Below are 25,864 nucleotides of genomic sequence, written 5' to 3' on the forward strand. Positions count from 1 at the left end.
CACTCCTGCGGCAGTTTCCCGATGATCGACACCCTGTTTCATGCCGAAATGGCATATCGAACCAGCAAAGAACGGAATAGTACCCAGTGCTCTTGTTGCACGGATTCATTCCGCATAACTTCGTATCACCCCGAAAACAAGATCATGGAGTGAGACAGATGCAATCGAACACGGTCCATCCGTGCGATGAGGTGCTGCCGACCGGCAAGCTGGTAACGCTTGGTCTGCAACACGTCCTCGTCATGTACGCCGGCGCCGTCGCCGTGCCGCTTATCGTCGGCGGCGCGCTCAAGCTGCCGAAAGACCAGATCGCGTTCCTGATCAGCGCCGATCTGTTTTCGTGCGGCATCGCCACGCTGATCCAGACGCTGGGCCTGTGGATCTTCGGGATCCGCCTGCCCGTCATCATGGGCTGCACGTTCGCGGCCGTCGGCCCGATGATCGCGATCGGTACGAACCCCGGCCTCGGCATTCTCGACATCTTCGGCTCGACCATCGCGGCCGGCATCATCGGCATCGTGCTGGCGCCGACGATCGGCAAGCTGTTGCGGTTTTTCCCGCCGGTGGTCGTCGGCACCGTGATTGCCGTGATCGGGCTGTCGCTGATGGAAGTCGGCATCAACTGGGCCGCCGGCGGCGTCGGCAATCCCGAATACGGCAGCCCGGTCTATCTCGGCCTGTCGCTGCTCGTGCTGACGCTGATCCTGCTGATCAACAAGTTCGGCCGCGGCTTCATCGCGAACATCTCGGTGCTGCTCGGCATCGTCGCCGGCTTCGTGATCGCGTTCATCCTCGGCCGCGTGAACACCGAAGGCGTGTCGCTTGCGCCGTGGGTCGGCTTCGTGATGCCGTTCCACTTCGGCTGGCCGCACTTCGACCCGCTGTCGATCGCGACGATGGTCACGGTGATGTTCGTCACGTTCATCGAATCGACCGGCATGTTCCTCGCGGTCGGCGACATGGTCGATCGCCCGGTCGACCAGGAGCGCCTGGTGCGCGGCCTGCGCGTCGACGGCCTCGGCACGCTGATCGGCGGCATCTTCAACTCGTTCCCGCATACGTCGTTCTCGCAGAACGTCGGCCTGATCGGCGTGACGGGCGTGAAGAGCCGGTTCGTGTGCGCTACGGGCGGCGTGATCCTCGTGCTGCTCGGCCTGTTCCCGAAGATGGCGCAGGTCGTCGCGTCGGTGCCGCCGTTCGTGCTCGGCGGCGCGGGCATCGTGATGTTCGGGATGGTGGCCGCGAACGGCATCAAGGTGCTGTCGAAGGTCGATTTCGTGAACAACAGCCACAACCTGTTCATCGTCGCCGTGAGCGTCGGCATGGGCCTCGTGCCGGTCGTGTCGCCGCACTTCTTCTCGAAGCTGCCGCCCGCGCTCGCACCGATCCTGCACAGCGGCATCCTGCTGGCATCGGCCACGGCCGTGATCCTGAACATCGTGTTCAACGGCGTGAAAGGCGAAAAGGATGCGCGCTGCGACATCCGCCGCGCCGGACACGACTTCGACGGGCGGCCCGCCGACGTGCACCACTGATCGCGCCGCGCCGGACGACGGCGCAACGCGGTAACAAAAAACGCCACGGACTTTCGTCCGTGGCGTTGTCGTTTCCACATACCGCCGGTTCGACGGACAGGAGCGGTCGCCCGCTCCCGCCCTGCTTCGCGCTTACCCGTTCGTTGCAGCCGACGACGTGGGCGCAGGCGCTGCCGCCTTGTCGTAGTCGACCGGCTCATCCGGCGCGCGCGGCGTCTCGCCGGCGCGCTGGGTCCAGCCGCCGCCCAGTGCGCGGTACAGGTCGACCAGGTTCGTCCAGCGCGCCAGACGCGCGCTGATGAGCGTCTGCTGCGCCGAGTACAGATCCGTCTGCGCGGTCAGCACCGACAGGTAGCTGTCGACGCCGTTCTTGTAACGCAGGTCCGACAGGTCGAAGCGGCGCTGCTGCGCGTGCTCGTTGCGTTCGAGCGCGGCGATCTGCTGGTCGTACGTGCCGCGTGCAGCCAGCCCGTCCGACACTTCGCGGAATGCCGACTGGATCGCCTTCTCGTAGTTCGCGATCTCGATGCGCTTCTGCACGTGCGCGAGATCGAGATTGGCGATGTTCGAACCGCCCTCGAAGATCGGCAGCGCAATACTCGGCGCAAACGACCACGCCGCCGTACCGGCCTTGAACAGGCCGCCGAGCGTCGGGCTCGCGGTGCCGAATGCCGCGGTCAGCGAGATCTTCGGGAAGAACGCCGCGCGTGCCGCGCCGATGTTCGCGTTCGCGGCCAGCAGCGTCTGCTCGGCCTGCATCACGTCCGGACGACGCGTCAGCAGGTCCGACGGCAACCCGGCCGGCACGTCCGTCAGCAGGTTCTGCGCGTCGAGCGGCATGCCCGGCGGCAGATCGTCCGGCAGCGGCTCGCCGATCAGCAGCACCAGCGCGTTCAGCGCCTGCGCACGCGCACGCGCTTGCGCCTGCTGGTTCGCGAGCGCCGTCTCGACCACCGTCTGCGCCTGACGCAGCTCGAGCTCGGAGCCCGTGCCGTTGTCGAACTGCAGCTTCGTCAGGTCGTACGACGCCTGCGCGGTCTTCAGCGTGTTTTCCGTGACCTTCAGCAGATCGTCGGTCGACAGCAGCGTCAGGTACTGGTCAGCCACCTGCGACACCAGCGAGATTTCCGACGCCTGCCGCGCGTATGCGGTCGACAGGTACTGCGCGAGCGCCTGGTCCTTCAGGCTCTGCACGCGGCCGAACAGGTCGAGTTCCCACGACGCCGAAAGCCCGACGTTGTAGCTGCGCGAGATGTACGGCGCACCGGTCGTCGACAAGCCCTGCGGTACGCGCTGGATGCTGCCCGTACCGGTGCCGTCGAGCGTCGGGAACAGGCCCGCGCGCGTGATCTGGTACTGCGCGCGCGCCGCCTCGATGTTCAGCACCGATACGCGCAGGTCGCGGTTGTTCTTCAGCGCGATCTCGATCAGCCGCTGCAGGCGCGGATCGACGAAGAATTCGCGCCAGCCGATGGCGGTCGCCGCCTGGCCGTTCGCGCTGCGCGCGCCGGCAGCGCCCGGCTGCGTCGCGTAGACGCCGCCGGCCGGGTACGCCTGTGCGACGGGCGCGTCGGGCCGCTTGTAATGCGGCGCCATCGTGCAGCCCGTGGCAAAGAGCGCGACCGCGATTGCAGTCAAAGCGTGTTTTTGCATCATCACTGTCCCTTGTTGCCTTCGTCGCCGTTGCCCGGCTTCTCTTCGTGGTGCGAGTGCTCCTGAGCCAGGCGCAGCGCCTCGTCGACGTCTTCCTTCTCGCCGCTGAAGATCGCGCGGATCTTCACGAAGAACATCGGGATCATGAAGATCGCGAGGAACGTCGCCGTGATCATCCCGCCGATCACGCCCGTACCGATCGCGTGCTGGCTCGCCGAACCCGCGCCGTTGCTGATCGCGAGCGGCATCACGCCGAGAATGAACGCGAGCGACGTCATCAGGATCGGACGCAGCCGCAGGCGCGCCGCTTCCAGCGCGGCCTCGATCGGCCCCATCTTCTCCGACTGCTGCAGTTCGCGCGCGAACTCGACGATCAGGATCGCGTTCTTCGCGGACAGGCCCACGGTGGTCAGCAGGCCGACCTGGAAGAACACGTCGTTCTCGAGGCCGCGCATCGTCGCCGCGAGCAGTGCGCCGATCACGCCGAGCGGCACGACCATGATCACCGAGAACGGGATCGACCAGCTTTCATACAGTGCCGCGAGACACAGGAACACGACGAGGATCGAGATCGCGTACAGGATCGGCGCCTGCGAACCGGACTGGATTTCCTGGAACGACAGGCCGGTCCACGAATAGCCGATACCGACCGGCAGCTTCTTCGCGAGCCCTTCCATCGCGGTCATCGCCTGACCGGTCGACTTGCCCGGTGCGGCCTGACCCTGGATTTCCATCGCCGAAACACCGTTGTAGCGCTCGAGCTTCGGCGAACCGTACGTCCAGTGACCGGTCGCGAACGCGCTGAACGGCACCATCCCGCCCGACCCGTTGCGCACGTACCAGATGTTCATGTCCTCCGGCGTCATCCGGAACGGTGCGTCGGCCTGCACGTAGACCTTCTTGATCCGGCCGTCGGTGTCGAGGAAGTTGTTCACGTACTTCGACGCCCACGCGATCGAGAACGTCTGGTCGATCGCATCCGCCGTCACGCCGAGCGCATTCGCCTTCTCGCGATCGATGTCGACCTTGTACTGCGGCGTGTCGTTCAGGCCGTTCGGGCGCACGCCCTGCAGCGTCGGATCCTTCGAAGCCATCCCGAGCAGCTGGTTGCGCGCGGCCATCAGCGCGTCGTGACCGAGACCGGCGTTGTCCGTCAGCTCGAAGTCGAAGCCGGCGGCCGTACCGAGTTCAGGAATCGACGGCGGGTTGAACGGGATCACGATCGCGTCCTTGTAGCCCGCGTAGCGCCCGAACATCCGGCCGATCAGCGCCTGCACCTTCTGGTTCGCATGCTGACGCTGCGAGTAGTCCTTCAGGCGCACGAACACGAGACCCGAGTTCTGGCCGCGGCCCGCGAAGCTGAAGCCGTTCACCGTGAACGCCGATTCGACGATTTCCTTCTCGTCCTTCAGCAGGTAGTCGGAAATGTTCGCGAGCGTCTTCGCGGTCGTTTCCTGCGTCGAACCCGACGGCGTCTGCACGATCACGAACATCAGGCCCTGGTCTTCATCGGGCAGGAACGACTTCGGCAGGCGCACGAACAGCAGGCCGACCGCGACGATCACGACCAGATAGATGATGAGCCAGCGGCCCGAACGCTTGATCACGTGGTGCACGCCGACGTGGTACTTGTCGCGGCTATTGTTGAACGTGCGGTTGAACCAGCCGAAGAAGCCCTTCTTCTCTTCGTGATGCCCTTGCGGGATCGGCTTCAGGATCGTCGCGCACAGCGCCGGCGTCAGAATCAACGCGACGAGCACCGACAGCACCATCGCCGACACGATCGTCAGCGAGAACTGGCGATAGATCGCGCCGACCGACCCGCCGGAGAACGCGACCGGCACGAACACCGCCGACAGCACGAGCGCCACGCCGACGAGTGCGCCGGTGATCTGGCCCATCGCCTTGCGGGTCGCCTCCTTCGGTGACAGGCCCTCTTCCGCCATCACGCGCTCGACGTTCTCGACCACCACGATCGCATCGTCGACCAGCAGGCCGATCGCGAGCACGAGGCCGAACATCGACAGCGTGTTGATCGAGAAGCCCACCAGCGACATGATCGCGAACGTGCCGAGCAGCACGACCGGCACCGCGATCGTCGGGATGATCGTCGCCCGCAGGTTCTGCAGGAACAAATACATCACGAGGAACACCAGCACGATACCTTCGAGCAGCGTCTTGACCACTTCCTCGATCGACAGCTTCACGAACGGCGTCGTGTCGTACGGATACTTCACGACGAGGCCGTGCGGGAAGAACGGTGCCAGTTCGTCGATCTTCGCGCGCACGGCCTTCGCGGTCGCGAGCGCGTTCGCGTTGGTCGCGAGCTGGATACCGAGTGCCGCGGTCGGCTGACCGTTGTACTTCGTGTCGAAGTTGTAGTTTTCACCGCCGAGGCCGATCTGCGCGACGTCCTTCAGGCGCACCTGCGAGCCGTCCTGGTTGACCTTCAGCAGGATGTTGCCGAACTGCTCGGGCGTCTGCAGCAGCGTCGATTCGGTGATCGTCGCCTGCAGCACGGTGCCCGGCTTCGCCGGCGTGCCGCCGATCTGGCCGCCCGCGATCTGCACGTTCTGCGCGGTGATCGCCGAGCTCACGTCGACCGGCGTGAGGCCGTAGTTCGTCAGGCGGGTCGGGTCGAGCCAGATCCGCATCGCGTACTGCGAGCCGAACAGCGTGACGGTACCGACGCCGTTCAGCCGGCTGATCGGATCCTTCACGTGCGACGCCACGAAGTTCGCGAGGTCGTACTTGTTCATGCTGCCGTCTTCGGAGTTGAAGGCGAGCACCAGCAGGAAGCTGCTGCTCGACTTCGTCACCGACAGGCCGAGCTGCTGCACGACCTGCGGCAGGACCGGCGTCGCGAGCGACAGCTTGTTCTGCACCTGGACCTGCGCGATGTCGGCGTTGGTGCCCGGCGCGAAGGTCAGCGTGATCGTCGCGTTGCCCGAGTCGTCACTCGTCGACGACATGTACAGGAAGTTGTCGAGACCGCTCATCTGCTGCTCGATCACCTGCGTCACCGTGTCTTCCACCGTCTTCGCGGAAGCGCCCGGGTAGTTCGCGGTGATCTGGATCGATGGCGGCGCGATCGTCGGATACTGCGAGATCGGCAGCGTGAAGATCGCCGCAACCCCGGCCAGCATCAGGATGATGGCGATCACCCACGCGAAGATCGGGCGATCGATAAAAAACTTTGCCATGAAACAGGCTCCCTGTTATTGCGCGCTCGAAGCAGCGGCGGCACTCGCCGGCGCGGCGCCCGATGCAGCGGCACCGGAAGCGGCGGCGGCGCCGGAACCGGCGGCAGCCGGTGCGGCGGTTGCGGCGGCGGCGTCCGATGCGGCACTGGCCGCCGGTGCGAGCTGCGCCGGCACCGACTTCACGGTCGCACCCGGGCGTACCTTCTCGCCGCCCTGCACGATCACGTGATCGCCCGCTTGCAGACCGCCTTCGACGATCCAGTTCTGGCCCTGCATGCCCGTCGTCTTCAGCGGACGCGGCTCGACCTTGTTGCCGGCGTTCACCACCATCGCGATCGCCTGGCCCTTCTGGTCATGCGTGACGCCGATCTGCGGCACCAGGAACGCGTTCTCGTTCACGCCTTGCTCGATCCGAGCGCGCACGAACATCCCCGGCAGCAGCACCTTGCCCGGGTTCGGGAAGACCGCACGGATCGTCACCGAGCCGGTGGCCTGGTCGACCGTCACGTCCGAGAACTGCAGCTTGCCCGGCTCCGCATAGGTCTTGCCGTCCTCGAGGATCAGCGACACCTTCGCCGCGCCCGGGCCGCTCGTCTTCAGGCGGCCGCTCTGCACGTCCTGGCGCAGCTTCAGGCCTTCGAGGCTCGACTGCGTGAGGTCGACATACACCGGGTCGAGCTGCTGCACCGTCGACATCAGCGTCGCCTGGCTCGCCTGCACGTACGCGCCCGGCGTCACTTGCGAAATGCCGACGCGGCCCGTGATCGGCGACACGACGTCGGTGTAGCCGAGGTTGATCTGCGCGGTGTCGACCGCTGCCTTGCCGGACGCGACGTCCGCCGCGGCCTGCCCTTGCGTGGCCACCGCGTTGTCGTAGTCCTGCTTGCTGACCGCGTTCGCGGCCACCAGCACCTTGTAGCGCGCGACCAGCGCGTTCTGCGTGGCGAGGTTCGCCTGCGCCTTCGCGAGCGTCGCCTTCGCGCTGTTCAGCGCGGCGATATACGGCGCCGGATCGATCTTGTAGAGACGCTGGCCGGCCTTGACGTCGGTGCCTTCGGTGAATTCACGGCGCAGCACGATGCCGTCGACCCGCGCGCGGACCTGCGCGACGAGGAACGCGCTGGTGCGGCCCGGCAGCTCGCTGAAGACCGGTACGGCTTGCGGCTGGACGGTGACGACGCCGACTTCCGGCGTTTGCGGCGGCGGTGCCGATTCTTTTTTTCCGCATGCAGCCAGGAAAACCGCGGCTGCCGCGACAGTGATCAAGCGGTATGGAACCCGTTCGACGCGCATGGAGCGACCTCTGTGTGTAACCAATGGAATAAGTGCAGCACCCGACGGGAGCGCAACACGGATGCGCCTCGCGGCGCAGATCGAACACCTGAATTACTGGACTGCTGGATACGGCACGTCGGCACGAAACCTCCATGCCGACGGGATGCAGCGAACTGCGGACTGGTACTAGGGCGGGAATCAGCAGAGTGGGATATTAACTGATTGCCACTTGGGTCATTCGATCGTAGGGTGGTATTGTATATACATTCACGAATGTATGTAAAAAGCCCGTTTGTGTCGCGCAGACCGTCCAGTCTTACGAATTATTACCAGTCGCAAGCATAGCCAATCCGCATGACGGCAAAGAGGGTTGCGGACCCTATATTCACCTACGATCGATCCAATCAGGCCTGCACATGGTCAGACGTACCAAGGAGGAGGCGCTCGAGACGCGCAATCGCATTCTCGATGCCGCCGAACACGTGTTCTTCGAGAAGGGCGTGTCGCACACGTCGCTCGCGGACATCGCCCAGCACGCCGGCGTCACGCGCGGCGCGATCTACTGGCATTTCGCGAACAAGAGCGAGCTGTTCGACGCGATGTTCGACCGCGTGTTCCTGCCGATCGACGAGCTGAAGCGGATGCCGCTCGACGCACCGGGCGGCAATCCGCTCGAGAAGATCCGCAAGATCCTGATCTGGTGCCTGCTCGGCGTGCAGCGCGACTCGCAGTTGCGGCGCGTGTTCAGCATCCTGTTCATGAAGTGCGAATACGTCGCGGACATGGAGCCCCTGCTGCAGCGCAACCGCGCGGGGATGAGCGAGGCGCTGCACATGATCGACGCCGATCTCGCGGTCGCCGTGCGGCTCAAGCTGCTGCCCGAGCGGCTCGATACGTGGCGCGCGACGCTGATGCTGCACACGCTCGTCAGCGGCTTCGTGCGCGACATGCTGATGCTGCCCGACGAGATCGACGCCGAGCAGCATGCGGAAAAGCTCGTCGACGGCTGCTTCGACATGCTGCGCTACAGCCCGGCGATGCTGAAGGAAAGCGACTGACGGCACGGCGGCTGCCCGCGCGCCGTTTCATTGTCATCGATCGGCGGGCCGGGCCGCGCAACAGTCGCGGCAATGCGCTGCCCGCCTCCGTCTCCCCGGCCGGCTCAGGCCGCCTTCGCGCGATGCGCGCGAGCCCGCCGGTTCGACGCGGCCACCGAATCGCGCTTCGGCATCGGCGCGCCGGCCAGTCCCGCGATCCACGCGTCGGTCGACATCACGGCCGCGAAATTCGACTGGAACACCACCGTGTACGCGCGGTGAATCTCTTCGGCGCTCGCCGCGCCCGCTTCGTTCTCGTACGGCAACGCGCCCGTCGCATCCTCGAGATACTCGACGTTCAGTCCCGCGTGCGCCGCGTGATAGACCGTCGACGCATTGCAGTTGTGCGTCATGTAGCCGGCCACTGCGAGCGTGTCGATCCCGTGTGCGTCGAGCCATGCGGCAAGATCGGTCCCGGCGAACGAGCTCGCCTGCGCCTTCTCGATCAGGTGCGCGTACGGGCGGCCGGCGATGACCGCGTGCAGCGCGACGCCGTCGGTGCCGGGCGCGAAGATCGGCGCACCGGCCGGCGCGACATGCTGGACGACGATCACGGGCACGCCGGCCGCATGCGCGGCGTCGATCGCGCGGCCAATGTTCGCGAGCGACACGTCGAGCGGCGGATACTCGATCGGCAGGTTGCCCGTCACGTATTCGTTCTGGACGTCGATCACGATCAGCGCGCGGCGGGAAGTGGTATGCGAGGCGGTGTTCGACACGGATGGCTCCTGGTCCTGACGCGCGGCCCCGCCCCGGAACGGGACGGCCAGCGGCGCGATGCGATGCATTGTCGGGCCGCATCGCCCGCGCGGATAGTGGCCCGATAGCCATTCTTCGATAAAATCGGGCCACCACCATTCCGGAGCCCGTCATGACCGCCGTCGCGTCACCTGCGTCACCTGCCTCGCCCGCCCCGACCGTCGTCGCCGTGATCGCATACGACGGTATCAGCCCGTTCCACCTGTCGGTGCCGTCCGTCGTGTTCGGCAAGGAGCGCGACGCGGCCGCGTCGCCGGCGTTCGAGTTTCGCGTCTGCTCGGCCGAGCGCGGCCCGCTCGCGACGACGGGCGGCTTCACGATCACCGCGCCGTACGGGCTCGACGCACTCGACGACGCGGACATCGTCATCGTGCCGGCGTGGCGCGACCCGGACGAAGCGCCGCCCGACGAACTGCTCGACGCGGTGCGCGCGGTCGCCGCACGCGGCGCGCAACTCGTCGGGCTGTGCCTCGGCGCGTACGTGCTCGCCGCGGCCGGCCTGCTCGACGGCCGCCCGGCCACCACGCACTGGGCGTGGGCCGACGACTTCGCGCAACGCTTTCCGCGCGTGAAGCTCGATCCCGACGTGCTGTACGTGGACGACGGCAACCTGATGACGTCGGCCGGCACGGCCGCGGGGCTCGACTGCTGCCTGCACGTCGTGCGGCGGCGCTTCGGCTCGGATGCCGCGAACCGGATCGCGCGCCGCCTCGTGATCCCGCCGCACCGCCAGGGCGGGCAGGCCCAATACGTGCCGCAGCCCGTCGCCGCGCACCCGCGCGATGCGCGGCTCGCGGGCCTGCTCGACTGGGTGCGCGCGCACCTCGACGCCGCGCACAGCGTCGATTCGCTCGCTGAACGCGTGCTGATGAGCCGGCGCACGTTCACGCGCCACTTCCGCCAGGCGACCGGCACGACCGTCACCGCGTGGCTGCAGGCCGAGCGGCTCGCGCGCGCGCAGCATCTGCTGGAAACCACCGGACAATCGATCGACGCGATCGCGCAGGCGGCCGGCTACGGGTCGAGCGTGTCGCTGCGCCAGCATTTCGCGGGCGCGCTCGGCACGTCGCCGTCTGCGTATCGAAGGGAATTCCGCGGCGCCGGAGCCGATGCCGATGCCGATGCCGATGCGAGGCAGTAATGCCCGCCGCGCGCCCGGGGGTGGGCGGGCCGTGAAGCGAATCCGGCGGTGCTCGGCCGCTCTGCCGCTCAGCCGCCGTTGATCCAGCGCGCCGCATAAAGCAGCAGCGCGACGAACACGATCATCGCCGCCCATGCCCAGACGGGCACCGTGCCGGCACCGCGATGATGAAGCACGCTGGCGGTACGCCCGGTCGGCGCGCCGCCAACGTGCGGCGGCAGCGGACGCTTCGTCGCGGCCATCAGCGACGCCGGCCGCAGGAACACGTGCTGGCGCCGCTGTGCGGCCGGGTTCGCGCGATTCGGCGCGAGGTCGTGCTTCGCCTGCACGACCGCGCAGAACTCGCGGAAGAAATCGTCGGTCCACTCGCGCAGCGCATTCTCGATCTGCCGCGCCGGCAACTCGGCGAGCGGCCCGCTCGCCGTCGCCCAGACCACGTACTCGATGCTTGTGGCGTTCGCATCGTCATCGGGCAGCAGCACCAGTTCGACCTGGCCGCGCAGCACGCCGAGGCCGTCGGCCCGCGCCTTGAAATTGATCACGCGGCGCGGCCGCCCTTCCGCGTCGCCCTGCTCGCCGGCCGCATGCGCACGCACGTCGTAGCGTGCGCGCAGCGGGCCGAGCGGCACCGTGATCGTCAGCGCGAACTCGCCGTGCGCGAGCTTCACGAACGATTCGCAATGGTCGAAGCTCGCCCGCAGCAATGCGGGATCCTCGAAGGCCTCCCGCACGACAGGCGGCGCGAGCGGGACGCGTAACGTGTCGTTCAGTTCCATGATGTCTCCCCGATGAACGCGCGCCGCATCAGGACGTCTCGACGAGACTGTCGATCCGTGCGACATCGAAGGCGACGTAGTGCGCAAGCGCGGCAGCGGCCGCCTTCGGTTCCTCGTAACTCCATGCGGCGTTCTCGATCACGCCGTCTTCCGTCTGCAAGTCGAAATGCACGGCTTCGCCCCTGAACGGGCAGGCGCTCGTCACGCCCGACTTCACGAGCCTGCGCATGTTGACGTCGCCGCGCGGCAGGTAGTGGACGTCCGGCAGCCCCGCTTCCCGCACGGTCAGCACGCCGTGCGAATCGGCATACGTGATGCCGCGATGGATCACGCGCACGCGATGGCGGTTCGGCACGATTTCAAGGTGAGGGGCGGCGGCGTCTGACATCGTTTCTCCTTCGGGCGGCCCGGCAGGCAGGCCGGTGACAGGAAACGAAAAAAGCCACGGCACGAATGCCGTGGCTTTCATTATGGGCGAAACTTCGTCCGATTGCGCAACCCGGGCGGGGGCCGCGTGCGGCCGGCTACTGCGCGCTCCACTGGAACGCGGCTTTCGCGCCGCCCTTCGCGCCGACCGTGACGGTACGGGATTCGTCGCTACCCTGGTACGACGCCTGCACCGTATAGCGCCCCGGCGGCACCTGCACGAGCATGTATGGCCCGCGCGTGTCGGTTTTCAGCACTTCCGCGCCCTTGCCGTCGACGATCCGCACATGGACGTCGGCCAGGAATTCGCCGCCCTTGCCGGTGAAGCGCAGCGCCAGCGGCCACTTCGCCTCGTTGCGCTGGAACGCCGTCGATTCGTCCAGCCCGATGCCGCCGGACACGAAGGTGACGTCGCCCTGCTGGCGCGCGGCGGGCAAGCCGTCCGACTGCGCGTACGCGCCGGTCGCGCCGGCTGCGAGGCCGGCGGCCAACGCCGCGGCGACGGCAAATCGGGACACGTTGCGTAGATATTGCATGGCTCTCTCCTTTGGGTCAGAACACATACGGGGCGCCACGCCACGGGGTCGGACGGCGGCGGCGCCCGCCGCGGCCGGCCTGGCCGGCCGTCGGCCGTCGCCGGTCAGCTCAGGTCGACCGGCACGAAGATCTGTGCATTATCGCGCTGGATCAGCAGAGCAAGACTGTTGCCCGCGCCCTTCACCGCGTCGCGCAACTGCTCGGGGCTCGTGACCGGCCGGCCGTTGACCGCGAGGATCACGTCGCCGGGCTGGATGCCCGCGTTGGCGGCCGGCCCGCCGGCCTGCTGCACGATCAGCCCGTGCGACAGGTTGCTGGCGCTGCGCTCCTGCGGCGACAGCGGACGCACCGCGACGCCCAGGCGGCCCTGCTCGACCGGCCCGCCGTCGTTCGACGCGAGTTTCGCATCGGCCATCGCGCCGAGCGTCACGCTGATCGACTTCTTCGACTTGTCGCGCCAGATCTGCAGGTCGGCCTTCGAACCCGGCTTCAGGTTCGCGATCTGCGCGGGCAGCGACGTCGAATCGGCGACCGGCGAGCCGTTGACCGACAGGATCACGTCGCCCGGCTGCAAGCCCGCCTTCGCGGCCGGGCCGTTCGAATCGACGGAGCTGACGAGCGCGCCGTCCGGCTTCTGCAGCCCGAACGAGCTCGCGAGCGTCTGGTTCAGCCCCTGCACGGCGACGCCGAGGCGGCCGCGGCTCACGTGGCCCGTCTTCACGAGCTCGTCCTTCACCTTGATCGCCTCATTGATCGGGATCGCGAACGACAAGCCCTGGAAGCCGCCCGTCTGCGAGTAGATCATCGAGTTGATGCCGATCACCTCGCCCTGCAGGTTGAACAGCGGGCCGCCCGAGTTGCCGGGGTTCACCGGCACGTCGGTCTGGATGAACGGCGTGTAGTTCTCGTCCGGCAGCGCGCGCGACTTCGCGCTGATGATGCCCGACGTGACCGTGTTGTCGAAGCCGTACGGCGAACCGATCGCGACGACCCACTGGCCGACCTTGCTCTGCGCCGGATCGCCGATCTTCACGGTCGGCAGCCCGCTCGCGTCGATCTTCAGCACCGCGACGTCGGACTGCTTGTCCGAGCCGACGACCTTCGCCTTGTATTCGCGCTTGTCGGTCAGCCTGACCGTGACGACGTTCGCGCCATCGATCACGTGCGCATTGGTGAGGATGTACCCGTCGGAGCTGATCACGAACCCGGAACCGAGGCTCGCGCTCGGCTGGTCGTCCGGCTGCGCGTCACCGCCCATGCCCGGAACCTGGCCGTAGAAGTGCTTGAAGAACTGGTAGAACGGGTCGCTCGGATCGACCGGCAGCTGCGGCTGCGGCTGCGGCACGCGCCGCGACACCTGCTTCACGACGTGCTTCGCGCTGATGTTCACGACCGCCGGACCGTAGGTCTCGACGAGCCCGGAGAAATCGGGGATGCCGGTCTTCGCGGCCGCTTCGGCCGGCATCAGCGCGGCCGCCTGCGCGGGCGTGATGATCTGCGGATCGGCGCGGCGGGTGCCGGCGACATAGCCGGCCGACAGGGCAGCCGCCACGGCGACCGCGACGGCGCCGCGCGCAAGGAATCGGGTGTTCATCGTAGGACCTCCTCTTTGTTAGGACGCAGCGTAACGACCCTGACTTAAAGGAGGCTTAATCAGCCTTAAGCGGAGCTTAAGCGGGCCGGCAAGGCCCGTCCGACAGCGTTCTTCACACGGATTCGGACTGCCGCGGCGCCTCGGCCGGCATCTCGGCGTCGCGGAACACGACGCTGACGAGCAGGCCGCCCGCAGCCGCGTCGCCGAGCGACACCGTCGCGCCCTGCTGCGCCGCCACGCGCTTGACGATCGCGAGCCCGAGCCCGCTGCCCGACAAGTCGGCACGCGCCCGCGCGGAGCTGTCGCGGTAGAAGCGGTCGAACACGCGCTCGCGCTCGTCGGCAGGGATGCCGGGCCCGCTGTCGCCGATCTGGACGCACGCGCGGCCGGCCGCATCGGAGGTCAGCGACACGTCGATGCGGCCGCCGTCCGGCGTGTACTTCACCGCATTGTCGAGCAGATTGCCGAACATCACGCGCAGCGCGCCGACGTCCGCGACGACGCTCGCCGCGCGCGTCTCCTCGAAGCCGAGATCGATGTCGCGCCGCTGCGCGAGCGGCGCATGCGCGGCCACGCATTCGGCCAGCAGCGCCTGCAGGTCGACCGGCTCGCGCATCGTCGCGCCGTCCGGCTCGGCGCGGGCGAGCGCGAGCAACTGCTCCGCGAGGCGCGTCGCGCGCGTGACGCCGTCCTGGAGATCCGCGACCGCCTCGCGGCGCGACGCGTCGTCCTTCGCGCGGGCGACGAGCTGCGCCTGGATCTGCACGGCCGCGAGCGGCGTGCGCAGTTCGTGCGCGGCGTCGGCCACGAACGCCTTCTGCGTGTCGAGCGCGGCCGACAGCCGCGCGAGCAGCCCGTTCAGCGCGCGCACCAGCGGCTGCACCTCGAGCGGCAGGCGCTCGTCGGGCAGCGGATCGAGCGCTTCCGGCCGGCGCGCCTCGACCGCGCGCGTCACGCGGCCGAGCGGCGCAAGCCCGCGCCCGACGATCACCCACACGGCCGCGCCGAGGAACGGCAGCAGCACGATCAGCGGCCATAGCGTGCGCAGCGCGACGTTCGCCGCGAGCCGGTTGCGCACCGACAGCGGCTGCGCGAGCTGCACGACGTTGTCGCCGACGATCGCGCCGTACACGCGCCATTCGCCGCGATCGGTGCGCTCGGTCGAGAAGCCGAGCTCCGCGCGCGGCGCGATCGGCGCGCGCGGATGCGAGAAGTACATCAGCACGCCGTTGCGGTTCCAGATCTGGATCACGATGCCTTCGTCGCCGTTGGTCCGCGAGCCGAATACCTGCGAGAACGGCTCGGACGGCAGCGCCGCGGCGATTTCCTGCAGCTGGTAGTCGAACAGCTCGTTCGCCTCGGCGAGCGCCTGCCGGTAGATCAGCCAGCCGGCAAGGCCGACGCCCGCGACGACGATCGCGAGCAGCCAGATCAGCAATTGATGACGAATCGACCTCACGCGTCAGCTTTCCTTGACGACCATGTAGCCGAGCCCGCGCACATTGCGGATCAGGTCCGAGCCGAGCTTCTTGCGCAGTGCGTGGATATAGACCTCGACCGTGTTGCTGCCGATCTCCTCGCCCCAGCCGTACATCTTTTCCTCGAGCTGGCTCTTCGACAGCACCGCGCCGGGCCGCGCGAGCAGCGCCTCGAGCAGCGCGAACTCGCGCGCGGACAGCGCGACGGGCGCGCCGTCGAGCGTCACCTGGTGCGAAGCGGGATCGAGCGTCAGCGCGCCGTGGCGGATCAGCGACTCGCTGCGCCCGGCCTGGCGGCGGATCAGCGCGCGCATCCGCGCGCCGAGTTCGTCGAGGTCGAACGGCTTGACGAGGTAATCGTCGGCGCCCGCGTCGAGCCCCTTCACGCGATCGGCGATGGCGTCGCGCGCGGTGACGATCAGCACCGGCAGCGACAGCCCGCGCGCGCGCAGCGTGCGCAGCACGTCGATGCCGTCGCGCTTGGGCAGGCCGAGGTCGAGCAGCAGCAGGTCGTACGTCTCGCCGCCGAGCGCCGTGAGCGCCGCGTCGCCGTCCTGCACCCAGTCGACCGCAAAGCCGTCCGAGCGCAGCGCCTTGCGCACGCCCTCGGCAATCATTCGGTCGTCTTCGACAAGCAGAATCCGCATCGGGACAGGCATCCATGGGTCGGGTGAAACACGCCGATCATTGTAGCGCCGCGAATCGCGTGCGCGGCATGCCCGCCGCAAAGTGATGCCTCAATGCGGCACCACACGCGATTTCGGCGGGCATTTGCCCACTTGTCTCTACAATGTGCGCTTGCGCGCGACGCACGCGCCGCCCGAGCCCCTGCTTACCCGTATTCGTCCATGCCGATTTCCGCCCTTTCCGCCCGGTTCGCCCCCCGCGCTCAAGTCTGCCTGCGCGCAGCCGCCGTCATCGCCACCTGCGCCGCGCTGGCCTTCGCGCCGCCCGCGCAAGCCCGCAAGAAATTCCACAAGGAAGCGCGCAAGACCGCCGTCGTGTCGCCCGCCGCGCGTGCGGCCGGCCTGCCGGCATCCGTGCTCGTCGCGCTGCAGCGCGCGAAGGTGCCGGCGTCGGCGATGAGCGTCGTCGTCGAGCGCGTCGGCGACCCGGAGCCGCTGATCGCGTGGAACGCGAGCCGGCCGATGCTGCCGGCGTCGACGATGAAGCTCGTCACGACCTTCTCGGGCCTGTCGATCCTCGGCCCCGACTTCCGCTGGCGCACGACCGCCTACACGGACGGCACGGTCGACCCCGACGGCACGCTGCAGGGCAACCTGTACATCAAGGGCACCGGCGATCCGAAGCTCGTGCCCGAAGAGCTGATCGACCTCGTCGACAAGATCCGCAAGGCCGGCATCAAGCGCGTGGCCGGCGGCCTCGTGCTCGACAAGAGCTATTTCGCGGCATCGACGCGCGACCTGCCGTCGTTCGACGACGACGTGAGCGCGCCGTACAACGTCGGCCCCGATCCGCTGCTGTACGCGTTCAAGGCCGTGTCGTTCACGGTCACGCCGGGCGACGACGGCAAGGTGGCCGTCGACGTGCTGCCGCCGCTCGCGGACCTGTCGATCGACAACCAGCTGGTCGAAGGCACGGGCTCGTGCAGCGCGGCCGCCGCGGCCGCGCGCCCGACGCTGACGGCCGGCGCCGGGATGATGACGGCATCGTTCGCCGGCGACTATCCGCTGCGCTGCGGCACGCGCACCACCAACCTCGCGATCCTCGATCACACGACGTTCTTCGCGCGCGGCTTCCTCGCGCTGTGGCGGCAGGACGGCGGCACGATCGCGGGGCCCGTGAGCGAAGGCAAGGTGCCGACCACCGCGCGGCCCGTCGCCGTGCATCACAGCCCGGTGCTCGGCAGCATCGTCTACGACATCAACAAGTTCAGCAACAACGTGATGGCGCGCAACCTGTTCCTGACGATCGGCGCGGTCAGCGGCAGGCCGCCCGCGACGCCCGAGCAGTCGAGCCGCGCGATCCAGGCGTTCCTGCAGAAGAACGGCATCGCGATGCCGGACCTCGCGCTCGAAAACGGCTCGGGGCTGTCGCGCGAAGAGCACGTGAGCGCGCTGTCGCTCGCCGCGCTGCTGCAGGCAGCGAACGCGAGCCCGGTCGCACAGGCGTTCGTCGATTCGCTGCCGATCGCCGGCATCGATGGCACGATGAAGAACCGCCTCACCAACGCCGGCGTGCTCGGCAACGCGCACATCAAGACCGGCACGCTGCGCGACGTGCGCGCGATCGCCGGCTACGTCGCCGGCGCCGACGGCCAGAGCTACGTCGTCGTCAGCTTCATCAACAACGACCAGGCGGAAGGCGCGCGCGCCGCGCACGACACGCTGCTCGAATGGATCTACGCGGGCGCGCACTGACGGCTCGCGCGCCGCGACGCGGCGCATCCCCGCCCCTCGGTCGACGTACGACGGCCACGAGGCGGCACCGCACATCGGGCAGCCTTGGCGGGCAGCCCGTGCGGCCCGCCGCCGCCTCGCATACGGAGTCCCGCCGTTCGCGGTTTGAAACGGGCACCTCCACCGGCGCGCGACGCATCGCACGCCAGCCGTGCGCGTAAAACGGGGCCGCGCCGCCCGGCCTCGCGCCGCACGGTTTCCGTAGAAACCCTGTCCTCAGAGGGAACCCTCTACGCTGCCCCCTCGCCTAGCGCGTGGCGATTGCGTAGGCTGTTGGCCTGACCGATATCTACAACGGGCCACGCGCCCGGCCTCACGGCTTGCAGGGGAAAGGAGGAGACACGCCCATGCGATTCGACGTCGAATTGCTTCTGCTCGCGCTGGCGCCCGTCTTCCTGCTCTGCATCGCATGGGAAGCCTGGCACCTCGCCCGCACACGTGCGCAGGACCATGTCTATGCGTGGCGCGACACGCTGTGCAATGCGGCGCTCGCGCTGATGCACCAGGGCGCGGACAAGATCGCGTGGCTCTTCGTGATCCCCGTCTACGCGTACTGCTACCGGCACTATCGCCTGTTCACGTGGCACGACGGCTGGCTGTCGTTCGCGGTGCTGTTCGTCGCGCAGGACTTCCTCTACTACGTGTTCCATCGCGCGAGCCATCGCGTGCGATGGCTGTGGGCCGCGCACGTCGTGCACCACTCGTCCGAGCGGATGAATTTCTCGACCGCGTTCCGCCAGAGCCTGATGTACCCCGTCGCGGGCATGTGGGTGTTCTGGCTGCCGCTCGCGTTCGCCGGCTTTCCGCCGCAACAGGTCGTCGGCATCGTGCTGATCAACCTCGCGTTCCAGTTCTTCGTGCACACGCAGGCGATCGGCAAGCTCGGCTGGCTCGAGTACGTGCTCAACACGCCGTCGATCCACCGCGCTCACCATGCGCGCAACCCGCGCTACATCGACCGCAATTACGCAGGCGTCCTGGTGATCTGGGATCGCCTGTTCGGCAGCTATGTCGAGGAAACACCGGACGACCCGCCGCAGTACGGGATCGTCGAGCGGCTCGGCTCGAACAACCCGCTCGTCGCGACGTTCCACGAGTGGGTGTCGATGGCGGCCGACGCGTTGCGCGTCGACGGATGGCGCAACAAGCTGCGCGCGATTTTCGGCCCGCCCGAATGGGCGAGCGCTTATCATGCGCAGGTTGCCGAGGCCGCGAACCAGGACCCGCGCACCGTGCCGCTTGCGGCTGCGCGCGACCAATAACCGTTTCAGCCAACGGCCGCCGCGCAGCCCGGTTCCGAGCAGGCACGCGGCAGATGAGAAACACATCAGGCCATATCTACGAGGAGATCGAACGATGCAGTCACAACAACAATTCCCGTCGCATACCCGGCAACGCCTGCTGCGCACCGCGCAGGCCGTGATCGCGGGCGCCGCGCTCGCGCTGCTCGCCGCATGCGGCGGCGGTGACGACAACAACAGCAGCGCGTCGAACACGCCGCCTTCCGGCGTGAAGATGCAGATCGTGTCGTTCGGCGACAGCCTGTCCGACGCCGGCACCTATTCGCAGATCAAGCTCGGCTTCGGCGGCGGCCGCTTCACGACCAACCCCGGCCAGGTGTGGGCGCAGGACGTCGCGCAGTACTACGGCGACACGCTGCAGCCCGCGAACCAGGGCGGCTTCGGCATTCCGCTGCAGGCCACCGGCGGCCTCGGCTACGCGCAGGGCGGCTCGCGCGTGACGCTGCAGCCGGGCATCGGCCATGCCGACGCGAGCGTGCCGAACGCCGACTTCGCGCAAGCGACCACGACGCCGATCGCCGACCAGGTCAAGCAGTACCTGACGCAGCACGGCAGCTTCAACGCAGGCCAGATCGTGCTGGTCAACGGCGGCGCGAACGACATCTTCTACCAGGCGCAGGTCGCGCAGGCGCAAGGCAACACGCCGGCCGCGCAACTCGCGGCGGCGCAGGCGATCGGCCTGGCCGCGCAGCAGCTCGGCGGGATCGTCCAGCAGATCGTCGCGGCAGGCGCGACGCACGTGTTCGTGTCGAACGTGCCGGACATCGGCAGCACGCCGCTCGCGCTGCAGGGCGGCACGCAGGCCGCGTTCACGCAGCTGTCGGGGCTGTTCAACAAGACGCTCGCCGGCACGCTGGCCGCGCTGAAGGTCGACACGACGAAGGTCGCGCTGCTCGACACGTTCACATGGCAGGACGGCATCGCGGCCAACTACCAGGCGAACGGCTTCAGCGTGTCGAACACCGACACCGGCTGCAACCTGAAGGCGATGGTCCAGGCCGCGACGCAATATGGCGTCGCGAACGCAACCGCATTCGGCTCGTCGCTGTTCTGCTCGCCGCAAACCTACACGGTCCCGAACGCGGACCAGACCTACATGTTCGCCGATATGGTCCACCCGACGACGCGCCTGCACGCGCTGTTCGCACAGTTCGTGGAGAAGCAGATCGCGGCTTCGGGCGTCGGCAAGTAAGCGGCACACAAGCGGACCGACGCCGGCCGGCGCGCGCGTCGCGCGGCCGGCGCGCTCTCCCCGAAAAAAAAACGCCCGACCGGTTCGCCGGTCGGGCGTTTTTCATTCGCGGGCCGTGGCTTGCCCGAGTCGTCAGTCGCGCGCTTCGAACGCAGCCGCCGCACGACCAAGACGATCGTTGACGGCAATCCATTCGACGGTCTCGGGCAACTTCTCGACGAGAATGCGCGCGACCTGCGCCCGGTCGAGCGCACGCAGCATCCCGTACAGGTCGCGCGCGTAGGCCTGCGGATCTTCCGGAGCGGCGATGAAATGCACGCCGTCGGCCTGCGCCCAGCGTCCCGCGCGCGACGCGCGAGCGACGAGCGCGACCCGCTCGCCGTCGGTTTGCGCGGCCGCGAGCAGCGGCTCGAGCGCATCGAACGGCAGCAGCGCGAGCGGCGTGCGCGGCGCGTAATGCGCCTTCAGCGTGCCGGACGCACGCGGCGCGGTCGCGTCGCTGCCGTCCGGCAGCCGCGGCGCGCGGCCGAGCACGTCGGCGATCTGCTGCGGCGTCACGTGGCCCGGGCGCAGCAGCGCCGGGAAGCCGCGCGACAGATCGAGGATCGTCGATTCGATGCCGACTTCGGACGGGCCGCCATCGAGCACGTGCACGGTGTCGCCGAATTCATCGCGCACGTGCTGCGCGGTCGTCGGGCTCACATGGCCGAACCGGTTCGCGGACGGCGCGGCAACGCCGCCGTGCCCGCCGCGCCGCGTGCTGAACGCGGCCAGCAGCGCCTGCGCGACCGGATGCGACGGGCAGCGCAGCCCGACCGAATCCTGCCCGCCGCTCACGGCGTCCGGAATGCGCGCATGGCGCTTCAGGATCAGCGTCAGCGGGCCGGGCCAGAACGCATCGATCAGCTTCCGCGCATCGTCGGGCAGGTCGTCGGCCCAGTAGCCCGGATCGCCGCCGGGCGGCAGGTGCACGATCACCGGATGGTTCGCCGGCCGCCCTTTCGCCGCGTAGATGCGCGCGACGGCCTCGGGATTCGCCGCGTCGCCGCCGAGCCCGTAGACGGTTTCGGTCGGGAACGCGACGAGTTGCCCCGCGTCGAGCAGCGCGGCGGCCGCGTCGATCTGCGCGGGCGTCACGGAGTTCGGGAGATCGATGGACATCGGCTGGCGCCTCAGTCGAGCGGCACGCGCAGCAGCTGCGCGCACGCGGTAGCCGCGGCGACGGCTTCGTCGCGCGTCGGGGCCGTGAAGTTCACGTGCCCCATCTTGCGACCGACGCGCGCGTCTTCCTTGCCGTACAGGTGCAGGTGCGCAGCCGGCATCGCCGCGACCGTGTCCCACGGCGGCGTGACGGCATCGGCTGCGGCACCGTTCGGGAACCACACGTCGCCGAGGATGTTCAGCATCGCGGCCGGCGAATGCTGGCGCGGGTTGCCGAGCGGCATGCGCGTCATCGCGCGCACCTGCTGCTCGAACTGGCTCGTTGCGCACGCATCGACCGTGTAGTGGCCGGAGTTGTGCGGGCGCGGCGCCATCTCGTTCGCGACGAACGAGCCGTCTTCCAGCACGAAGAATTCGACGCACAGCACGCCGACGTAGCCGAGCGTATCGGCGATCCGCACGGCGGCCTGCTGCGCCTCTTCGACACGCGCGGCATCGGCGGCCGGCGCGGGCACCACCGTCAGCGCGAGGATGCCGTTGTGGTGCGTGTTCTGCGCGAGCGGAAACGCGGCCGAGCGGCCGTCCGCGCCGCGCGCGATCAGCGCCGACACTTCGTATTTCAGCGGCAGGCGCTTCTCGAGCACGCACGGCACGCCGCCGAGCGCCGCATGCGCGTCTCGCGCTTCCTGCGCGGTGCGCACGCGCACCTGACCCTTGCCGTCGTAGCCGAGGCGTGCCGTCTTCAGGATGCCCGGCAGCACCGCGTCGAGCGCGGCATCGTCGAGCGCGGCGAGCGCCGCCGACGATTCGATCACGACGTGCGGCGCAACGGGTACGCCCGACGCCTCGATGAAGCGCTTCTCCGCGATCCGGTCCTGCGCGACCGCGACGCAGCGGCCGGCCGGCGCGACGAAGGTCGTGCGCGCGAGGAAGTCGAGGCTCGCGGCCGGCACGTTCTCGAACTCCGTCGACACCGCGTCGCACAGTTCGGCCAATTCGGCGAGCGCGGCTTCGTCGTCGTAGGCCGCGCGCAGGTGGCGGTCGGCGACCGCGCCGGCAGGGCTCGTCGGATCGGGATCGAGCACGGCGACGCGATAGCCCATCGACTGGGCGGCAAAGCAGAACATGCGGCCGAGCTGGCCGCCGCCGACCATGCCCAGCCACGCGCCGGGCAGGATCGGGGAAACGGAATCAGGAGTTGCGGTCATGTCAGTGGTCGGTCGCGGCGGGCGCTGCCCGCCGCAGTGGGAAGAATCAGGCAGCCGCGACGCGCGGCCGCCGGTGCGCCGTCATTCCAGCGGCGGCAGCACCATCGCGTGCGCGGCTTCGTTCTGGCGCACGCGGAACGCGGCGAGCCGGTTCGCGTAATCGGCCGACGTGCCGGACAGGATCGACACCGCGAACAGCGCGGCATTCGCGGCACCGGCCTCGCCGATCGCGAACGTCGCGACGGGCACGCCCTTCGGCATCTGCACGATCGAGTGCAGCGAATCGACACCCTTCAGGTACTTGCTCGCGACCGGTACGCCGAGCACCGGCACCGTGGTTTTCGCGGCCAGCATGCCGGGCAGGTGCGCGGCGCCGCCGGCGCCCGCGATGATCGCGCGCAGCCCGCGCTCGCGCGCCTTCTCCGCATAGTCGAACATCTCGTCGGGCATCCGGTGCGCGGACACCACCTTCGCTTCGTACGGCACGCCGAATTCCTGCAGGATCGCTACCGCGTGCTTCATCACGTCCCAGTCGGAACTCGAACCCATCAGCACGCCGACGAGCGGCGCGCTGTGCGTGTGGGCAGTCTGGACTTCACTCATTTCGTGGATTTCCTGTCGACCGGAGTTAGCGCTTCAGCGCTTATGTCGGCCGGAGTTGGTGCTTCAGCATTTACTCCGGCCCCATGCTTCGCATCCGGTCCCATGCAAAGCTCGCTCAGGCGAGCGACTGTCCGGTGATGCGCTCGAGCGCTTCCTGGTACTTCGCGGCCGTCTTTTCGACGACGTCGGCCGGCAGCGCCGGCGCCGGCGCCGTCTTGCCCCACGGCTGCGCCTCGAGCCAGTCGCGCACGAACTGCTTGTCGAACGACGGCGGGTTCGTGCCGACCTGGTACTGGTCGGCCGGCCAGAAGCGCGACGAATCGGCCGTCAGCACTTCGTCCATCAGGTACAGCTTGCCGTGGTTGTCGAGGCCGAATTCGAACTTCGTATCGGCGATGATGATGCCGCGCGTCGCCGCGTAGTCGGCCGCTTCCTTGTACAGGCGGATCGAGATGTCGCGGATCGTCGCGGCCAGCTCGGTGCCGATGCGGCGCTCGGTTTCCTCGAACGTGATGTTCTCGTCGTGCTCGCCCATCTCGGCCTTCGCGGCCGGCGTGAAGATCGGCTCGGGCAGCTTCTGCGCGTTCTGCAGGCCTTCCGGCAGCTGCACGCCGCACACGGCGCCCGATGCCTGGTATTCCTTCCAGCCGCTGCCGGCCAGGTAGCCGCGCACGACCGCTTCGATCATGATCGGCTCGAGGCGCTTGACGACCACGCCGCGGCCCGTCACCTGCTCGACCTCGTCGGCCGCGACGACCGCTTCCGGCGCGTCGCCCGTCAGATGGTTCGGCACGATGTGCGCGAGCTTGTCGAACCAGAAGTTCGCCATCTGATTCAGCACGCGGCCCTTGTTCGGAATCGGCTCGCCCATCACCACGTCGAATGCCGACAGGCGGTCGGTCGTGACGATCAGGAGCTTGTCGTTGCCGACCGCGTAGTTATCGCGGACCTTGCCGCGACCGAGGAGCGGCAGCGAGCGGAGCGTGGATTCGTAAAGGGTAGACATCGTCTTTTCGCAGATAAGGAGCCAAACAAAAAGGGAAACGCCGTTCCCCGCGGCAGGCGGGAACGGCGGTCTTGCAATACGTCGGCGAACCGGCCGGGCGTTGCCCGGGCGGTTGCCGGCCGGCCCTCGTTCGGCCGGACGGAACGGCTGCCTGGGGCCGGATCATATCCGGCCTGGCTACCCGCCCCTGCCTTGCGGAAGAATCGGGCGGGGCAATCGTACTACAGTCTCAGCGCACGACCTGTGCGAGCGCGCCGGACTTGTACTGCTCGGCGATCTTGTCGAGCGACACCGGCTTGATCTTCGCGGCCTGGCCTTCGCAGCCGAACGCGAGGTAGCGGTCGACACAGACCTGCTTCGCCGCTTCGCGCGCGGGCTTCAGGTAGTCGCGCGGATCGAACTTGCCCGGGTTCTCGAACAGGTAGCGGCGGATCGCGCCGGTGATCGCGAGACGCAGGTCGGTGTCGATGTTGATCTTGCGCACGCCGTGCTTGATGCCTTCCTGGATTTCCTCGACCGGCACGCCGTAGGTTTCCTTCATGTCGCCGCCGAACTGGCGGATTTCTTCCAGCAGCTCCTGCGGCACCGACGACGAACCGTGCATCACGAGGTGCGTGTTCGGGATGCGCGCGTGGATTTCCTTGATGCGCTGGATCGACAGGATGTCGCCCGTCGGCTTCTTCGAGAACTTGTACGCGCCGTGCGACGTGCCGATCGCGATCGCGAGCGCATCGCACTGCGTGAGCTTCACGAAATCGGCCGCCTGCTCCGGATCGGTCAGCAGCTGCTCGCGGGTCATCGTGCCTTCCGCACCGTGGCCGTCTTCCTTGTCGCCCTTCATCGTCTCGAGCGAGCCGAGCACGCCGAGTTCGGCTTCGACCGTCACGCCGATCGAGTGCGCCATCTCGACGACCTTGCGCGACACGTCGACGTTGTACTCGTACGACGCGACCGTCTTGCCGTCGGCTTCGAGCGAACCGTCCATCATCACGCTCGTGAAGCCGCTGCGGATCGCGCCCATGCAGACCGCCGGCGACTGGCCGTGATCCTGGTGCATCACGACCGGGATGTGCGGATACGACTCGACCGCCGCTTCGATCAGGTGGCGCAGGAACGGCTCGCCCGCGTACTTACGCGCGCCGGCCGATGCCTGCATGATCACGGGCGCGCCGACCTGGTCCGCTGCCGCCATGATCGCCTGGACCTGCTCCAGGTTGTTCACGTTGAAGGCCGGCAGGCCGTAACCGTGCTCTGCCGCGTGATCCAGCAATTGACGCATTGATACGAGAGGCATTGTGGAACTCCTTGAATGAAAACCGGTGCGCCCTGACGCCGGCGCGGCACCCGCCCTCGTTCAAACCGGGGCGGCGCGGCGCGGCTGAGCGTCGAATAGCCGCATTTTATCGCGAAGCGCCTCCGATTCCGACCGCCCGGTGGCACCCGCTCGCAATTTGTTACGTTCGCACGGCACAATGCGGGCAAAAAAGAGAAAAAAAGCC

At 68.1% G+C, this 25,864-nt stretch carries 21 protein-coding genes; 6 read left to right on the plus strand and 15 right to left on the minus strand.

Annotated elements, in window-relative coordinates:
- Nucleotides 1–158: 158 nt before the first annotated feature.
- Nucleotides 159–1,535: a nucleobase:cation symporter-2 family protein gene (locus FPJ27_RS32520; RefSeq protein WP_174419806.1), complete on the plus strand. Its 1,377-nt coding sequence runs from the start codon at nt 159–161 to the stop codon at nt 1,533–1,535.
- Between the two features lie 132 nt (nt 1,536–1,667).
- Here the strand turns inward: FPJ27_RS32520 and FPJ27_RS32525 are convergent, their stop codons facing one another.
- The 3 genes from FPJ27_RS32525 to FPJ27_RS32535 are packed head-to-tail and all read right to left on the minus strand — an operon-like array spanning nt 1,668 to nt 7,684.
- A complete protein-coding gene (locus tag FPJ27_RS32525; RefSeq protein ID WP_204424351.1) occupies nt 1,668–3,191 on the minus strand; it encodes an efflux transporter outer membrane subunit in 1,524 nt (507 codons plus the stop codon).
- Nucleotides 3,191–6,391, minus strand: a complete 3,201-nt coding sequence (gene bpeB / locus FPJ27_RS32530) for an efflux RND transporter permease BpeB (protein WP_072442778.1) — start codon at nt 6,389–6,391, stop codon at nt 3,191–3,193. The genes FPJ27_RS32525 and bpeB overlap by 1 nt, the downstream gene beginning before the upstream one ends.
- A gap of 15 nt (nt 6,392–6,406) precedes the next feature.
- Nucleotides 6,407–7,684: an efflux RND transporter periplasmic adaptor subunit gene (locus FPJ27_RS32535; RefSeq protein ID WP_072442776.1), complete on the minus strand. Its 1,278-nt coding sequence runs from the start codon at nt 7,682–7,684 to the stop codon at nt 6,407–6,409.
- Between the two features lie 398 nt (nt 7,685–8,082).
- On the opposite strand from FPJ27_RS32535, the gene FPJ27_RS32540 reads away from it, so the two are divergent.
- Nucleotides 8,083–8,724: a TetR family transcriptional regulator gene (locus tag FPJ27_RS32540; RefSeq protein WP_072442774.1), complete on the plus strand. Its 642-nt coding sequence runs from the start codon at nt 8,083–8,085 to the stop codon at nt 8,722–8,724.
- Nucleotides 8,725–8,828: 104 nt separating this feature from the next.
- Here the strand turns inward: FPJ27_RS32540 and FPJ27_RS32545 are convergent, their stop codons facing one another.
- The gene (locus tag FPJ27_RS32545; RefSeq protein ID WP_204424353.1) at nt 8,829–9,482 is read right to left on the minus strand and encodes a cysteine hydrolase family protein; all 654 of its coding nucleotides are present in this window, start codon (nt 9,480–9,482) and stop codon (nt 8,829–8,831) included.
- 152 nt (nt 9,483–9,634) lie between these two features.
- Here FPJ27_RS32545 and FPJ27_RS32550 point away from each other — a divergent pair, with 152 nt between their 5' ends.
- Nucleotides 9,635–10,663, plus strand: a complete 1,029-nt coding sequence (locus FPJ27_RS32550) for a helix-turn-helix domain-containing protein (RefSeq protein ID WP_204424355.1) — start codon at nt 9,635–9,637, stop codon at nt 10,661–10,663.
- A 68-nt stretch (nt 10,664–10,731) separates the two neighbouring features.
- On the opposite strand, the gene FPJ27_RS32555 is transcribed toward FPJ27_RS32550, so the two are convergent.
- From FPJ27_RS32555 to FPJ27_RS32580, 6 genes are all read right to left on the minus strand, one after another.
- A complete protein-coding gene (locus FPJ27_RS32555) occupies nt 10,732–11,439 on the minus strand; it encodes an SRPBCC domain-containing protein (protein WP_204424358.1) in 708 nt (235 codons plus the stop codon).
- 28 nt (nt 11,440–11,467) lie between these two features.
- On the minus strand, nt 11,468–11,827 hold the full coding sequence (locus FPJ27_RS32560) for a DUF427 domain-containing protein (RefSeq protein WP_072442899.1): 360 nt from the start codon (nt 11,825–11,827) through the stop codon (nt 11,468–11,470).
- Between the two features lie 136 nt (nt 11,828–11,963).
- Nucleotides 11,964–12,401: a carboxypeptidase-like regulatory domain-containing protein gene (locus FPJ27_RS32565; RefSeq protein WP_034178906.1), complete on the minus strand. Its 438-nt coding sequence runs from the start codon at nt 12,399–12,401 to the stop codon at nt 11,964–11,966.
- Nucleotides 12,402–12,505: 104 nt separating this feature from the next.
- Entirely contained in the window at nt 12,506–13,996 is a 1,491-nt protein-coding gene (locus tag FPJ27_RS32570) for a DegQ family serine endoprotease (protein WP_204424360.1), read from the minus strand.
- A 112-nt stretch (nt 13,997–14,108) separates the two neighbouring features.
- Nucleotides 14,109–15,455 (minus strand): ATP-binding protein, encoded by a 1,347-nt coding sequence (locus tag FPJ27_RS32575; protein ID WP_072442766.1) that lies wholly within the window; start codon nt 15,453–15,455, stop codon nt 14,109–14,111.
- Nucleotides 15,456–15,458: 3 nt separating this feature from the next.
- Complete coding sequence (locus FPJ27_RS32580) at nt 15,459–16,121, minus strand: response regulator (protein ID WP_009691805.1); 663 nt, start codon at nt 16,119–16,121, stop codon at nt 15,459–15,461.
- Between the two features lie 201 nt (nt 16,122–16,322).
- On the opposite strand from FPJ27_RS32580, the gene dacB reads away from it, so the two are divergent.
- The 3 genes from dacB to FPJ27_RS32595 all read left to right on the plus strand — a co-directional run bounded on the left by dacB (nt 16,323) and on the right by FPJ27_RS32595 (nt 20,387).
- Complete coding sequence (gene dacB / locus FPJ27_RS32585) at nt 16,323–17,855, plus strand: D-alanyl-D-alanine carboxypeptidase/D-alanyl-D-alanine-endopeptidase (RefSeq protein WP_204424362.1); 1,533 nt, start codon at nt 16,323–16,325, stop codon at nt 17,853–17,855.
- A gap of 386 nt (nt 17,856–18,241) precedes the next feature.
- Nucleotides 18,242–19,156 carry a sterol desaturase family protein gene (locus tag FPJ27_RS32590; RefSeq protein ID WP_204424363.1) on the plus strand — a complete coding sequence of 305 codons (915 nt, stop codon included), beginning with the start codon at nt 18,242–18,244 and terminating at the stop codon, nt 19,154–19,156.
- 94 nt (nt 19,157–19,250) lie between these two features.
- Complete coding sequence (locus tag FPJ27_RS32595; RefSeq protein WP_204424366.1) at nt 19,251–20,387, plus strand: SGNH/GDSL hydrolase family protein; 1,137 nt, start codon at nt 19,251–19,253, stop codon at nt 20,385–20,387.
- 132 nt (nt 20,388–20,519) lie between these two features.
- On the opposite strand, the gene FPJ27_RS32600 is transcribed toward FPJ27_RS32595, so the two are convergent.
- The 5 genes from FPJ27_RS32600 to fba all read right to left on the minus strand — a co-directional run bounded on the left by FPJ27_RS32600 (nt 20,520) and on the right by fba (nt 25,659).
- Complete coding sequence (locus FPJ27_RS32600; RefSeq protein WP_204424369.1) at nt 20,520–21,548, minus strand: L-threonylcarbamoyladenylate synthase; 1,029 nt, start codon at nt 21,546–21,548, stop codon at nt 20,520–20,522.
- An 11-nt stretch (nt 21,549–21,559) separates the two neighbouring features.
- Nucleotides 21,560–22,756, minus strand: a complete 1,197-nt coding sequence (locus FPJ27_RS32605; protein WP_204424371.1) for a 5-(carboxyamino)imidazole ribonucleotide synthase — start codon at nt 22,754–22,756, stop codon at nt 21,560–21,562.
- 81 nt (nt 22,757–22,837) lie between these two features.
- Nucleotides 22,838–23,359: a 5-(carboxyamino)imidazole ribonucleotide mutase gene (purE, locus tag FPJ27_RS32610; protein ID WP_006763511.1), complete on the minus strand. Its 522-nt coding sequence runs from the start codon at nt 23,357–23,359 to the stop codon at nt 22,838–22,840.
- Nucleotides 23,360–23,474: 115 nt separating this feature from the next.
- Entirely contained in the window at nt 23,475–24,365 is an 891-nt protein-coding gene (locus tag FPJ27_RS32615; protein ID WP_034178915.1) for a phosphoribosylaminoimidazolesuccinocarboxamide synthase, read from the minus strand.
- A 229-nt stretch (nt 24,366–24,594) separates the two neighbouring features.
- Nucleotides 24,595–25,659 carry a class II fructose-bisphosphate aldolase gene (gene fba / locus FPJ27_RS32620; RefSeq protein WP_034178916.1) on the minus strand — a complete coding sequence of 355 codons (1,065 nt, stop codon included), beginning with the start codon at nt 25,657–25,659 and terminating at the stop codon, nt 24,595–24,597.
- Nucleotides 25,660–25,864 lie beyond the last annotated feature (205 nt).

The sequence above is a fragment of the Burkholderia sp. MS455 genome, from assembly GCF_016899445.1.
Classification (GTDB): domain Bacteria; phylum Pseudomonadota; class Gammaproteobacteria; order Burkholderiales; family Burkholderiaceae; genus Burkholderia; species Burkholderia pyrrocinia_C.